This window comes from Streptomyces sp. CY-1 (assembly GCF_047218265.1).
Lineage (GTDB): Bacteria > Actinomycetota > Actinomycetes > Streptomycetales > Streptomycetaceae > Streptomyces > Streptomyces niphimycinicus.
In genome coordinates, this window is sequence record NZ_CP178393.1 from 9,410,589 (window position 1) to 9,423,093 (window position 12,505).

A 12,505-nucleotide genomic window follows, 5' to 3' on the forward strand; every position below is an offset into this window, starting at 1 on the left:
CTCACCGTGCTCTTCCTCTACACCGTGCTCGTGGTGTGCGAGGCCGTCCTGCTGATCGCCGGCATCGTCGAACAGCGGCGGCACCAGACCAACCTCGACATGATCCCCACCCGGGTCCTGGTCAACGGCATCCGCGGCAAGTCCTCCATCACCCGGCTGTGCGCGGGCGCCCTGCGCGGCGGCGGGCTGACCACCGTCGCCAAGACCACCGGTACGGCGGCCCGCTTCATCCACCCGGACGCCACCGAGGAACCCGTCTACCGTAAGTTCGGCATCGCCAACGTCGTCGAGCAGATCGGCATCGTGCGCCGCGCCGCCGCCTACAACCCGGAGGCGCTCGTCATCGAGTGCATGGCGGTCATGCCGGCCCTCCAGGAGATCAACCAGTCCAAGCTGATCCGCTCCACGATCGGCGTGCTGTGCAACGTCCGCGAGGACCACCTGGCCGAAATGGGCCCCACGCTGGACGACGTGGCGCGCTCCCTGTGCCGGTCCATGCCCGAGAACGGCATCTGCGTCACCGCCGAGCAGGACCGTTTCGACATCCTCCAGGAGGAGGCGGACGCCCGGAACTGCCAGTTGATCTACGCAGACCCCAAGACGGTCAGCGACGAGGAGCTGCGCGGCTTCAGTTGGTTCACCTTCAAGGAGAACGTGGCCATCGCGCTCACCGTCGCCGAGCTGGTGGGTGTCGACCGCGAGACCGCCCTCAAGGGCATGTACGACGCCCCGCCGGACCCCGGTGTCCTCTCCGTCGAGCGGTACGCCACCGAGGACGGCAAGAAGCTGCGGTTCGCCAACGTCTTCGCGGCCAACGACCCCGAGTCGACGCTGATGAACATCAACCAGTTGCTCGACCTCGGCGCCATCCACCGCCCGCTCAACGTCGTCATCAACTGCCGCCCCGACCGTGTCGAGCGCAACGGCCAGATGGGCGAGATCATCCCCGATCTCGACCCCGAGCAGGTCTTCGTCATCGGGCATCCGGCCAAGTCCGCCATCGACGCCATCCCGGCCGAGTACCGGGGCCGGGCGGTGGACCTCGGCGGCGACCGTCGGGACCCCGAGGAGTTCATGGCCGAGCTGCTCGGCCGGCTCGGCCCCGACTCCTCCCTGGTGGCCATCGGCAACATCCACGGCCAGGGCGAGCTGCTCCTGGAACACCTCGCCGAGCTGCCGGCCGACGACAGCGCCGACGAGGTACCGGCGGCAGTGGCGGCCGCGTCGGCACCGGCGGCCGACGAGCGCCATGTCGAGCACGTGGACACGATGCAGCTCTACGCGCCCCGTCTGGACCCCTACCAGCGGTACCCGGAGGCGTACGAGAGCCGGTACGCGCCCCAGGCGCAGGTGCCGCACCAGCGCACCTCCGAGCACCCGTACGACCAGGACTCCCGGGAGCCCTGGCCCGCGGTGCTGCCCACCCCCGGATCCGCGGCGGTGGCACCCACCCGCGAATCCCCGCAGCCCCGTGGCCTGTTCGAGCCGCGTGTCCCGCCCGCCCCGCCCGCCGACGACTCCCAGCAGGGGCAGAACCCAGGAGAGCAGCACCGTTGATCCCCGCCGTCCTCACCCCTGAGATCGCCGCCATCGGCATCGCGATCGGGCTGCTCTTCTCGCTGGTCTGCTATCTGACCACCAACCTCTCGCCCGGCGGCATGATCACCCCGGGCTGGCTGGCGCTGACCCTCGTCGAGGATCTCCAGCGGGCCGCGATGGTGGTCGGCGTGACCGTGCTCACCTATGTGGGCACGCTGCTGATGCAGAAGTTCGTGATCCTCTACGGCAAGCGGCTGTTCGCCGCGGTCGTGCTGCTCGGCGTGACGCTCCAGGCGACCGTGATGATCATCCTGTCGCTGGAGTTCCCGCTGATGTACGCGAACCAGACCCTCGGCTTCATCGTCCCCGGACTGATCGCCTACCAGTTGGTCCGCCAGCCCCGGGGGGCCACCCTGCTGTCCACCGGGTCGGTGACGCTGATGGCCTATGTCGTCCTCACCGCCGGAATCCTCCTCGGCGTCATGCCGTCCGCCTGACCCACGACCGGAGCCGATCCCATGCCACCCAAGAAGAAACGCCCCGTCCTGCACGCCGCCACCGTGCTCGCGCTGCTCGGCGCCAGCGGCTATCTGACCGTGGAGCTGAGGAAGGACGAGCAGGCCAAGGCGCCCGCCACCCAGGCGGTCATCGACGAGCTGAACCAGGAAGGCGGCACCGGGCGGCCGGGCGGCAAGCAGACCTGGGAGCGGCTGAAGAACCCCGCGCGCACCATCCTGCGCGGGGAGAACGGCCAGATCCTCGCCACCTTCACCGACCGCGCCCGCACCGCCACCCTGCGTGGCCCCTCCCGCACCTTCAGCGAGCCCGCCAACACCAAGTCCAAGGTGATCACCGAGGACTGGGTGCGGCTGATGCCGGAGGCGTGGACCGCGGGCGCCGAGAAGGAGCAGTGGTTCAAGAGCTGGTTCAAGGAGAACTACGGCAGCGAGAAGGAGGACCTCTTCGCGATCGCCTTCCAGTATGTGCAGGGCGCGCCGGTCAAGAAGGACGCCCAGGGCATCCCGTACGCGGGCGACGCGGTCTTCGGACCGTTCAAGGCGGACGGCGTGGACCGTCTGGAGCAGAACGACTTCTACGACTACCTCGGCATCTCCTACACCTTCCGCGACGGCACCACGCTGGCCCCGCGCCAGGACCGCTACCGGGCGCTGGACTGCTCCGGCTTCATCCGCATGGTGATGGGCTATCGCGCCCGCTTCCCCCTGATGGCGACCAACGCCCTCGGCGACGGGCTGCCGCGCACCGCCGACGGCATGGCCCGCTCCAAGACCGGGGTCGACGTCATCAAGATGCGGGGCCCCGCCCCCTGGTACACCCGGCCCACCAACATCGACGTTCTGCAACCCGGTGACCTGCTGTTCTTCAAGATGGATCACCGCACCGGCAACCATATGGACCATGTCGCGTTGTACCTGGGGCTGGACACCGACGGCCACCGGGTCTTCGTCTCCAGCCGCAAGGAGCAGAACGGCCCCACCATCGGCGACAACGGCGGTGTCTCCCGTATCGACGGCAACGGCTTCTACGCCGGGCTCTTCCGCAGCGCCAAGCGGCTCTGAGGACCCGCGAGGAGAAAATACGCGAAAAACGGGCAAAACTTTTCCGCGTCGCAGCAGACTTTAACGCCTCGTTTCCTTGTAGCGTTCGCGTTTATGCGGGTAGGTTCTAGCGCCATGACCGCATCCCAGACTCCGACCACTGCCGAGGAGCTGCGCGGTGCCGGCCTGCGGGTGACGGCCGCCCGTGTCGCGCTGCTCGAAACCGTCCGGGACGGTGACCATCTCGGTGTCGAGGCGATCGCCTCCGGGGTACGCGATCGCGTCGGCCACATCTCCCTTCAGGCCGTGTACGAGGCCCTCCACGCGATGACCGCGGCGGGCCTCGTACGCCGCATCGAACCGGCCGGCAACCCCGTCCGGTTCGAAGGACGCGTCGGGGACAACCACCACCACGTCGTGTGCCGGTCGTGTGGTGCCGTCGCCGATGTCGACTGTGCCGCCGGTGAGGCGCCCTGCCTGACCGCGTCCGACGACCACGGCTTCTCGATCGACGAGGCCGAGGTCATCTACTGGGGCCTGTGCTCCGACTGTTCCACCGCCACGAGTTCCTGAGCACCATGATCCGCCCAGCTTGGAAGGATTCCCATGTCCGAGAACCATGAGGCAATCGTCGTAGACGCGAAGACGGAGGAGGCGGGGGGCTGCCCGGTCGCGCACGAGCGCGCTCCGCATCCGACTCAGGGGGGCGGCAACCGTCAGTGGTGGCCGGAGCGGCTCAATCTGAAGATCCTGGCCAAGAACCCCGCCGTGGCGAACCCGCTGGATGAGGGGTTCGACTACGCGGAGGCGTTCCAGGGGCTCGACCTCGCGGCGGTGAAGCAGGACATCGCCGAGGTGCTGACCACCTCGCAGGACTGGTGGCCGGCCGACTTCGGCCACTACGGCCCGTTCATGATCCGTATGGCGTGGCACAGCGCCGGCACCTACCGGATCAGCGACGGCCGCGGTGGGGCGGGCGCCGGTCAGCAGCGCTTCGCCCCGCTCAACAGTTGGCCGGACAACGGCAACCTGGACAAGGCGCGCCGTCTGCTGTGGCCGGTGAAGAAGAAGTACGGCCAGGCGCTGTCCTGGGCCGACCTGATGATCCTCACCGGCAATGTCGCCCTGGAGTCCATGGGCTTCACCACCTTCGGCTTCGGCGGCGGCCGCGAGGACGTCTGGGAGTCCGAGGAGGACGTCTACTGGGGCCCGGAGAGCACCTGGCTCGGGGACGAGCGCTACACCGGTGACCGCGAGCTGGAGAACCCGCTCGGCGCCGTCCAGATGGGTCTGATCTACGTCAACCCGGAGGGCCCGAACGGAAACCCGGACCCGATCGCGGCGGCCCGCGACATCCGTGAGACCTTCCGCCGGATGGCGATGAACGACGAGGAGACGGTCGCGCTGATCGCGGGCGGCCACACCTTCGGCAAGACCCACGGCGCGGGCCCGGCCGACAACGTCGGCGCGGACCCCGAGGCCGCCTCCATCGAAGAGCAGGGCCTGGGCTGGCGGAGCACCTATGGCACCGGCAAGGGCGCGGACGCCATCACCTCGGGCCTGGAGGTCACCTGGACCACCACGCCCACCCGGTGGAGCAACAACTTCTTCGAGAACCTCTTCGGCTACGAGTGGGAGCTGACCAAGAGCCCGGCCGGCGCCCACCAGTGGCGGCCGAAGGAGGGCGCGGGCGAGGGCACGGTGCCGCACGCCCACGACTCCTCGAAGAAGATCGCCCCGAACATGCTCACCACCGACCTGGCGCTGCGCTTCGACCCGGTCTACGAGCCGATCTCCCGCCGGTTCTACGAGCACCCCGACCAGTTCGCGGACGCCTTCGCCCGCGCCTGGTTCAAGCTGACCCACCGCGACATGGGCCCCAAGTCGCTGTACCTGGGCCCGGAGGTCCCGGCGGAGACCCTGCTGTGGCAGGACCCGCTGCCGGAGGCCGAGGGCGAGGTCATCGACGCCGCGGACATCACGGCCCTCAAGGCCAAGCTCCTGGACGCGGGCCTCAGCGTCGCCCAGCTCGTCTCCACGGCATGGGCGTCGGCCTCCACCTACCGCGGCAGCGACAAGCGCGGCGGCGCCAACGGCGCGCGCATCCGCCTCGAGCCGCAGCGCGACTGGGAGGTCAACGAGCCCGGTGAGCTGGCCACCGTGCTGCGCGCCCTCGAGGGCGTCCAGCAGGCGTTCAACGCCGGTTCCGGTGCCAAGAAGGTGTCGCTGGCCGACCTGATCGTGCTCGGCGGCGCGGCCGCCGTGGAGAAGGCCGCCAAGGACGCCGGATACGACATCGAGGTGCCCTTCACCCCGGGCCGTGTCGACGCGACCGAGGAGCAGACCGACGCGGAGTCCTTCGTCGCGCTGGAGCCGGCCTCCGACGGGTTCCGCAACTACGTGGGCAAGGGCAACCGCCTCCCGGCCGAGTACCTGCTGCTCGACCGGGCCAACCTGCTGACCCTGAGCGCTCCGGAGATGACCGCCCTCGTCGGTGGCCTGCGGGTGCTGGGCGCCAACTACCAGCAGTCGGCGGCCGGTGTCCTCACCGAGACGCCCGGGGTGCTCACCAACGACTTCTTCGTCAACCTGCTCGACATGGGCACGACGTGGAAGGCCACCTCGGAGGACCAGAGCACCTTCGAGGGCCGCGACGGCGCCACCGGTGCGGTCAAGTGGACCGGCACCCGGGCCGACCTGGTCTTCGGGTCCAACTCCGAGCTGCGGGCGCTCGCCGAGGTCTACGCGAGCGATGACGCGAAGGAGAAGTTCGTGAAGGACTTCGTCGCCGCCTGGGTCAAGGTCTCCAACCTCGACCGGTTCGACCTCGTCTGACCCATCTGGGCACGACGTCCAGGCCGGCCCGCACGGGCCGGCCTGGACGTTTTTGCGCCCGGCGTTCACCTTGTTGGTCAGCCCGAACTCCGGCCCGGACAGGGCCGACCGACACACTTTGCCGGCTCTTTACAACGCACCGCGCCGCTGCCTCGTCTCTCCGCTCGATCCGTAACCCGCCCGCCGCACAGCGGGCGGACCGACGAAAGAGAGCGATCCATGCGCCGAACTGTCCTCAGCGCGATGACACTCGCGTGTACCGCCGTCCTGGTGAGCACCGCGCCCGCGTTCGCCGACGGGAAGACTCCGGCCCCCCGCGACCCCTCGTCCGCCGCGACCCCGGCCCAGAGCGCGGAACCCACCCGCGGCCCGGCCGCCAGCCCGGTCCCCAGCCAGCAGCGGACCCGGCCGGGCGCCGCCACCCCGGTCCCGAAGGAGGAGCCGACCAAGACGCGGGACCGCGGCCAGGTCGGCGTCATCCCGAGGGGCGCGCCGAACACCGGCGTGACGGCCGAGTCCTCCGGCTCCGACGCCGAGGGCCAACTGATCGGCGGGGGCGCCGCCGCGGCGCTCGTCGCGGGCGGCGCGGCGGTCTTCGTCGTCCGTCGCCGGCGGGCGACCGGGGCATGACCCCGTTCTCCAGGCGCGCGTTCGCCACCGCGGCGATGGCCTCGCTGCTCGTGGGCTGCGGCGGCCACCCGGCCCGGCGGACCACGGCCGCGTCAGGCTCCGGGACGACGTCACCGCTTTACCCGACCCCCGTGAAGGCGACGCGTCCCCTGGGGCGTTCGGTCCCGGTCCGGATCCAGATCCCGGCCATCGGCGTCGACACCCCGGTCATGCGGCTGGGGCTGGCGCCGGACGGAAGTGTGCGGGTGCCGCCGGTCACGGAGCACGACCAGGCGGGCTGGTACCGGCACTCGCCGACACCGGGGCAGAGGGGCCCATCCGTCATCCTCGGCCATGTCACGGTCGGCGAATACGGTGACGGGGTCTTCCGCCACCTCGCCCGGCTGCGCCGGGGCGACCGGATCGTGGCGCGCCTGGAGAACGGCACGGCGGCGGTGTTCGCCATCACCGCCGTACGGACGGTGGCCAAGGCGGACTTCCCGGCGGACGACGTCTACGGGGACGTGGGCCGTCCGGAGTTGCGGCTGATCACCTGTGGCGGCCCCCGCTCCGGCGACGGCTACCTCGACAACGTGATTGTCTTCGCCGCGCTGACCTCCGCCGGCTCCTGACCACCCCTGGATCCCGGGCCGACGGAACCCACACCGGCGGCCCGGGGTCTTCCCCTCCGAGTGCCATCACGACCATGGAGTGCGTTGAAACGGTCCCGTGACAGGGCGGCGTCCGAGCTGTTCGCCGCCCTCTACCCACGCCTCGCCGGCTGGTGCCGCCGGCTCGTCGACGACGACGAGACGGCCCATGAGATCGCCTCCGAGGCGTTCACCCGGCTCTGGGCCCGCTGGACGTCCGTGGAGGAGCCCCGTGGTTTCCTCTACGTCACCGCGGCCAATATCGTCCGGGACCACTGGCGCAAGATGGAGCGCGAGCGCAAGGCCATGCGCCGGGCCACCTCCGAAGCCGCCCTCCGCCCCCACGCCGAACAGTCCGACCCGTCGGTACGGCTGCTCGTACAGTCGCTGCCGGAACGACTGCGCGTTCCGATCCTGCTGCACTACTACGCTGATATGCCGATCCGGGAGGTGTCCGTACTGACCGGGCGCAAGGAAGGAACCGTCAAGGCCGACCTCCACGCGGCCAGAGAACTGCTCCGCGTCCACCTGAGGAGAAGCCTTGACCCGACACTCTGACGACGGCCCGGAGCTGGAACCCGACGACCCCCTCGCGGTGATCCTGCGGCCCACCTCCGACTACCTCGGCCCGCCCCCCGGCCGGTACGAGGCGATCCGCCGCGCCGCGGCCCGCCGTCGGCTGCTGCGCACCGCGGCCGGGGTCGGCGTGTCCTGCGCCGTCGCCGCCCTCATCGCGCTGCCGCTCCGGCTGACCGCGCACGAGACACCCGCGCGCCCGACCGTGCCGCTCGCCCCGCCGCCCCCGACGGGCCGTACGACGCCCCCGCTCCCTTCGGCGCCCACCGGTCGTCCCTCGGCGTCACCCACCCCGTTGGCGCCGTCCAAGGCCCCGGAGCAGCGTGCCACCCGTGGGCCCCGAGGCGAGACGACGGGCCCCCGGGACAGCGGGGATGTCCCCTTCCCCGGGCGGTCGACGGCACCAAGCTCCTCGGCGCGGGCCGAGCCGTCGGAGAGTCGCAGGGACGCCCTCCCCGACGCCATTCGCCGGCCGTAGGCGGCCCCGCTCGGGGCCGCCCGGAGCGGGGTCCGGCCTACGCCTTCGAACCGATGCCGGTCAGCGACCGGACCTCCATCTCCGCCTGCTTCTTGCGGTCCGAGGGGTCCTTGCTGAGGACCGTGCCGAGGAATCCGCAGAGGAAGGAGAGCGGAATCGACACCAGGCCGGGGTTGGTGAGGGGGAACCAGTGGAAGTCCACGCCCTTGATGATCGACGTGGAGCTGCCCGAGATCGCCGGCGAGAAGATGATGAGGATCAGGCCGGATCCCAGACCGCCGTAGATGCTCCACAGCGTCCCGGTCGTGTTGAACCGCCTCCAGAACAGCGTGTAGAGGATCGTCGGCAGATTGGCCGACGCGGCGAGCGCCAGCGCCAGCGACACCAGGAACGCCACGTTCTGGCCGTTGGTGACGATGCCGCCGAGGATGGCCATGAAACCGATCACGAGCGCCGTGAGCCGCGCGACCCGGATCTCCGAGCGCGGGTCGGCCTTGCCGTTGCGGATCACGTTGGCGTACACGTCATGGGCGAACGAGGCCGAGGCGGCCAGGGTCAGTCCGGCCACCACCGCGAGGATCGTCGCGAAGGCCACCGCGGAGACGACGCCCAGCAGCATCGCGCCGCCGATCTCGAAGGCGAGCAGGGGAGCGGCGGAGTTCTCGCCGCCGGGGGCGCTCACGATCCGGTCCGAGCCGACCAGCGCGGTGGCGCCGTACCCGACGATCAGGATCGACAGATAGAAGATGAACATCGACCAGGAGCACCAGACCACCGAACGCCGGGCCTCCTTGGCGTCGGGCACGGTGTAGAAGCGCATCAGCACATGCGGCAGGCTGGAGATGCCGAGGACCAGTGACAGCGACAGCGAGACGAAGTCGAGCTTGGTCATCGAGTTCTCGCCGTACCAGCCACCGGGGTTGAGCAGATCCGCGCCCAGCGAGCTGTTCTGCGCCGCCTGGTCGAGGATCGCCGAGAAGCTGAATCCGAACTTGCCGAGCAGGAACACGCTCATGAAGGTCACGCAGATCAGCAGCAGGCCCGCCTTGATGATCTGCACCCAGGTCGTGCCCTTCATGCCGCCCACCAGGACGTAGAAGACCATGACGAGGCCGACGCCGGTGATGATGAGGGCCTGCCCGCCCTTGCTGTTCACATTGAGCAGCAGGGCGATCAGACCACCCGCGCCGGCCATCTGGGCGAGCATGTAGAAGAACGTGATGACCAGCGTGGAGTTGGCCGCCGCCGCGCGCACCGGGCGCTGCTTCATGCGGTAGGCCATCACATCGCCGACCGTGAACCGGCCGGTGTTGCGCAGCCGCTCCCCGACGAGCAGAAGGGCGACCAGCCACGCCACGAGCCACCCCACGGAGTAGAGGAACCCGTCGTAGCCATGGACCGCGATGGCCCCCGAGATGCCGAGGAACGAGGCCGCGGAGAGGAAGTCGCCGGACAGGGCGATGCCGTTCTGGACGCCGGTGAAGGCGCTGCCCGCGGCGTAGTAGTCGGAGGTCGTCGAATTTCTGTTGGTGGCCTTGTAGACGACGAACAGCGTGATGATGACGAAAGCGAAGAAGACGCTCAGGTTGATTATCGGGCTGCCGGTCGTGCGGGCTGCGATCTGCAATGTCATTCCTTGCCGACTCCCGCCAGCTCGTGGACCGTGTCCACCTGCGGGTCAAGTTTCTTGCGCGCGAAGCGCCGGTACGTCAGGACGATCGCCATCGTCGATACGAACTGAAGCAGACCGAAGACGGTGCCGGTGTTGACCGCGCCGAACAGCTTGCGGCTCATGAACTCGTGGTCATAGGCCGAGAAGAGCACGAAGGTCATGTACCAGCACAAGAAGAAGGCGCTCATCGGGAAGATGAACCAGAGCAGTCTCTTACGGAGAAGTTTGAACTCCGGGCTCTGCTGAATCGCCTCGAAATCGGGCTCCCCGATGTCGGCACCGCGATCGGTGAACCCCGGTCCGGTGGCCCGCTCGGATGGCAAGGAAGCGGGCGGTCGCACCGATTTATTCATGGTCTTCTCCGGGGTGTTTCTGACGAGGCGTCGGTTCGGAGCGCCCGCGCTCGAGCGGTGGAAGGAGGGGCGACCGGCGGGCCCTTGACGCCGCAAGTGTAGTGAGGTGCCGGGCGCAGTCAACGTCGCCCCCGGCTCTCACCGGTGCAGGTGGGCGGGCGTCAGGGTGGACGTCGGGCGTCGGCGCACAATCGAATATGGCAGGAGTGGTCGCTGAACCTACACTTTGTCTCTCCTTCCCGTGTTGTCCATTTTGACGCAGTGTCAGGTTGGCGATGGCCGCTGAGGGTTGCGCCTTATGGCCGCCGAGGGTTGCGCCTTGAGGACATTTCGGCACCCGGCGTTGTGTCCCAAGTGTCGCCACTGGTAGAACCTCACCTCGGGTAGAACGTCCCATCGTGCGCGAGCATGAGTGCTGCGAGCGTGCCGCTGTGCAGTGAGTCTGCCACTGGCATATGACGGCAGCCCGGTGCTCGCCACTGCCTCCCCCGAGGTGTTTGGATAGGTTCAAGAATGCAGTCTGCGGGGGTGCTCTCAAGAAGCCGGAGGTAGGTTGATCTGTGGGTTTCCTCGATCGCTCTCGCATCATCGCAGGGGCGGGGTGGAATCGTTGGCTGATTCCACCGGCGGCGCTTGCGATCCACTTCTCCATCGGCCAGGCGTATGCCTGGAGCGTCTTTAAGATACCTCTGGAAGATTCCCTAGACATCTCGGGGACGGCTAGCGCCCTCCCCTTCCAGATCGGCATTCTGGTGCTGGGGCTCTCTGCCGCGTTCGGGGGAACGCTGGTCGAGAGAAAAGGCCCGCGCTGGGCCATGTTCGTCTCGCTGGTGGCCTTCTCCACCGGTTTCCTGGTCGCCGCCCTCGGCGTCGCCACGCGCAATTACTGGCTGGTCGTTCTCGGATACGGCGGCATCGGCGGGGTCGGGCTCGGCATCGGCTACATCGCGCCGGTGTCCACCTTGATGAAGTGGTTCCCCGACCGGCCGGGCATGGCCACCGGTACGGCGATCATGGGGTTCGGCGGCGGTGCGCTGATCGCCTCTCCCTGGTCGACGGAGATGCTCAAGGCGTTCGGCAGCGACACCAGCGGCATCGCGAAGACCTTCTTGGTGCACGGCCTGGCCTACGCCGCCTTCATGTCGCTGGGCGTGGTGCTGGTGCGGGTGCCACCCGAGGGCTGGCGGCCGGCCGGCTGGACGCCGAGCGACGACGCGGCCAAGCCGCTGGTCACCACCGCGAACGTGTCGGCGAAGAACGCGGTGCGCACGCCCCAGTTCTGGCTGCTCTGGATCGTGCTGTGCATGAACGTTACTGCTGGTATCGGGATCCTGGAGAAGGCCGCCCCGATGATCCAGGACTTCTTCCAGGACACGGACAGTCCGGTGAGCGCGAGCGCCGCCACCGGCTTCGTCGCGCTGCTCTCCCTGGCCAACATGGCAGGTCGCTTCGTCTGGTCCTCGGTCTCCGACCTGGTCGGCCGGAAGAACATCTACCGCCTGTACCTGGGCGCCGGTGCCCTGCTCTACCTCACGATCATGCTCGAGAAGGACAGCAGCACCGCGCTGTTCGTCGCCTCGACCATGGTGATCCTGTCGTTCTACGGCGGTGGATTCGCCACCGTTCCGGCCTACCTCAAGGATCTGTTCGGCACCTACCAGGTCGGCGCGATCCACGGCCGGCTGCTGACCGCGTGGTCGGTCGCCGGAGTCGCCGGACCGCTCATCGTGGACTCCATCGCGGATTCCGCGCATGAGTCCGGGGACACCGGCCCGGCCCTCTACACCTTTTCGTTCACCCTCATGATGGGGCTCCTTGTCATCGGCTTCATCGCGAACGAACTGGTGCGGCCGGTGAATCCGAAGTTCCATGAACCCGAGCCGGTCCAGGCGGAGTCGGCGTCCCCGGAGGACACCCCCGACCCCCTTCCGGCAGAGAGGCGGTAAGCCGGTGACTGACGCAGACAGCCCTTCGCCGGACGTGGCCAAGGCGGGCTCTCCCGTGGTCATGGTCGTGGCATGGCTGTGGGTGGCTGTGCCGTTTCTGTACGGTCTATACCAACTGGCGGAGAAGAGCAGCAAGTTGTTCGAGTAAAGGCAGGCGCGCCGACGCATCGCCGAAAGCGATGTGGCGGCGCGCTGCCGGGCGTTCGACTTTCCCCAGCCGGGGAAATCCCAGGAGAAACGGCATCGTGATACATCCCTGTGGGCAAGCCGGTCCGAGCGCGGAGCGCG

General features: G+C 68.8%; 13 protein-coding genes. 11 read left to right on the top strand and 2 right to left on the bottom strand.

All coding sequences use genetic code 11. The annotated features are described in order from the left end of the window. The first annotated feature begins 6 nt into the window (after positions 1-6). The 9 genes from pgsB (at position 7) to ACK1X7_RS40495 (ending at position 8,246) form a co-directional block, all read left to right on the top strand. Entirely contained in the window at positions 7-1,557 is a 1,551-nt protein-coding gene (gene pgsB / locus ACK1X7_RS40455; protein WP_385152125.1) for a poly-gamma-glutamate synthase PgsB, read from the top strand. Further along, positions 1,554-2,036 carry a poly-gamma-glutamate biosynthesis protein PgsC/CapC gene (locus ACK1X7_RS40460; RefSeq protein WP_014056460.1) on the top strand — a complete coding sequence of 161 codons (483 nt, stop codon included), beginning with the start codon at positions 1,554-1,556 and terminating at the stop codon, positions 2,034-2,036. Before pgsB ends, ACK1X7_RS40460 begins: the two co-directional genes overlap by 4 nt. 21 nt (positions 2,037-2,057) lie before the next feature. Further along, on the top strand, positions 2,058-3,119 hold the full coding sequence (locus ACK1X7_RS40465) for an NlpC/P60 family protein (RefSeq protein WP_413116441.1): 1,062 nt from the start codon (positions 2,058-2,060) through the stop codon (positions 3,117-3,119). A gap of 114 nt (positions 3,120-3,233) precedes the next feature. Next, a complete protein-coding gene (locus ACK1X7_RS40470; RefSeq protein WP_059143305.1) occupies positions 3,234-3,671 on the top strand; it encodes a Fur family transcriptional regulator in 438 nt (145 codons plus the stop codon). Positions 3,672-3,704: 33 nt separating this feature from the next. Beyond that, positions 3,705-5,933 carry a catalase/peroxidase HPI gene (gene katG, locus ACK1X7_RS40475; protein ID WP_390793421.1) on the top strand — a complete coding sequence of 743 codons (2,229 nt, stop codon included), beginning with the start codon at positions 3,705-3,707 and terminating at the stop codon, positions 5,931-5,933. A gap of 219 nt (positions 5,934-6,152) precedes the next feature. Beyond that, complete coding sequence (locus ACK1X7_RS40480; protein WP_383144970.1) at positions 6,153-6,563, top strand: sortase-dependent protein; 411 nt, start codon at positions 6,153-6,155, stop codon at positions 6,561-6,563. Then, positions 6,560-7,174 carry a class F sortase gene (locus tag ACK1X7_RS40485; protein ID WP_413116442.1) on the top strand — a complete coding sequence of 205 codons (615 nt, stop codon included), beginning with the start codon at positions 6,560-6,562 and terminating at the stop codon, positions 7,172-7,174. Before ACK1X7_RS40480 ends, ACK1X7_RS40485 begins: the two co-directional genes overlap by 4 nt. An 84-nt stretch (positions 7,175-7,258) precedes the next feature. After that, positions 7,259-7,750, top strand: a complete 492-nt coding sequence (locus ACK1X7_RS40490; RefSeq protein WP_385152113.1) for an RNA polymerase sigma factor — start codon at positions 7,259-7,261, stop codon at positions 7,748-7,750. Next, complete coding sequence (locus ACK1X7_RS40495) at positions 7,734-8,246, top strand: hypothetical protein (RefSeq protein WP_385152110.1); 513 nt, start codon at positions 7,734-7,736, stop codon at positions 8,244-8,246. Before ACK1X7_RS40490 ends, ACK1X7_RS40495 begins: the two co-directional genes overlap by 17 nt. A 37-nt stretch (positions 8,247-8,283) precedes the next feature. Here ACK1X7_RS40495 and ACK1X7_RS40500 read toward each other — a convergent pair whose 3' ends face one another. Both ACK1X7_RS40500 and ACK1X7_RS40505 read right to left on the bottom strand, forming a co-directional pair. Next, complete coding sequence (locus ACK1X7_RS40500) at positions 8,284-9,879, bottom strand: solute symporter family protein (RefSeq protein ID WP_385152107.1); 1,596 nt, start codon at positions 9,877-9,879, stop codon at positions 8,284-8,286. After that, entirely contained in the window at positions 9,876-10,271 is a 396-nt protein-coding gene (locus ACK1X7_RS40505; RefSeq protein ID WP_216347570.1) for a DUF485 domain-containing protein, read from the bottom strand. The genes ACK1X7_RS40500 and ACK1X7_RS40505 overlap by 4 nt, the downstream gene beginning before the upstream one ends. A 560-nt stretch (positions 10,272-10,831) precedes the next feature. Here ACK1X7_RS40505 and ACK1X7_RS40510 point away from each other — a divergent pair. Continuing rightward, the gene (locus tag ACK1X7_RS40510) at positions 10,832-12,217 is read left to right on the top strand and encodes an L-lactate MFS transporter (protein ID WP_385152104.1); all 1,386 of its coding nucleotides are present in this window, start codon (positions 10,832-10,834) and stop codon (positions 12,215-12,217) included. 61 nt (positions 12,218-12,278) lie between these two features. Continuing rightward, complete coding sequence (locus ACK1X7_RS40515) at positions 12,279-12,365, top strand: MFS transporter small subunit (protein ID WP_413116947.1); 87 nt, start codon at positions 12,279-12,281, stop codon at positions 12,363-12,365. Positions 12,366-12,505: the final 140 nt, after the last annotated feature.

Coding starts and splice junctions, on each gene's coding strand:
- ACK1X7_RS40465 (WP_413116441.1), top strand. CDS start 2,058: ATGCCACCCAAGAAGAAACGCCCCGTCCTGCACGCCGCCACCGTGCTC.
- ACK1X7_RS40470 (WP_059143305.1), top strand. CDS start 3,234: ATGACCGCATCCCAGACTCCGACCACTGCCGAGGAGCTGCGCGGTGCC.
- katG (WP_390793421.1), top strand. CDS start 3,705: ATGTCCGAGAACCATGAGGCAATCGTCGTAGACGCGAAGACGGAGGAG.
- ACK1X7_RS40480 (WP_383144970.1), top strand. CDS start 6,153: ATGCGCCGAACTGTCCTCAGCGCGATGACACTCGCGTGTACCGCCGTC.
- ACK1X7_RS40485 (WP_413116442.1), top strand. CDS start 6,560: ATGACCCCGTTCTCCAGGCGCGCGTTCGCCACCGCGGCGATGGCCTCG.
- ACK1X7_RS40500 (WP_385152107.1), bottom strand. CDS start 9,879: ATGACATTGCAGATCGCAGCCCGCACGACCGGCAGCCCGATAATCAAC.
- ACK1X7_RS40505 (WP_216347570.1), bottom strand. CDS start 10,271: ATGAATAAATCGGTGCGACCGCCCGCTTCCTTGCCATCCGAGCGGGCC.
- ACK1X7_RS40515 (WP_413116947.1), top strand. CDS start 12,279: ATGGTCGTGGCATGGCTGTGGGTGGCTGTGCCGTTTCTGTACGGTCTA.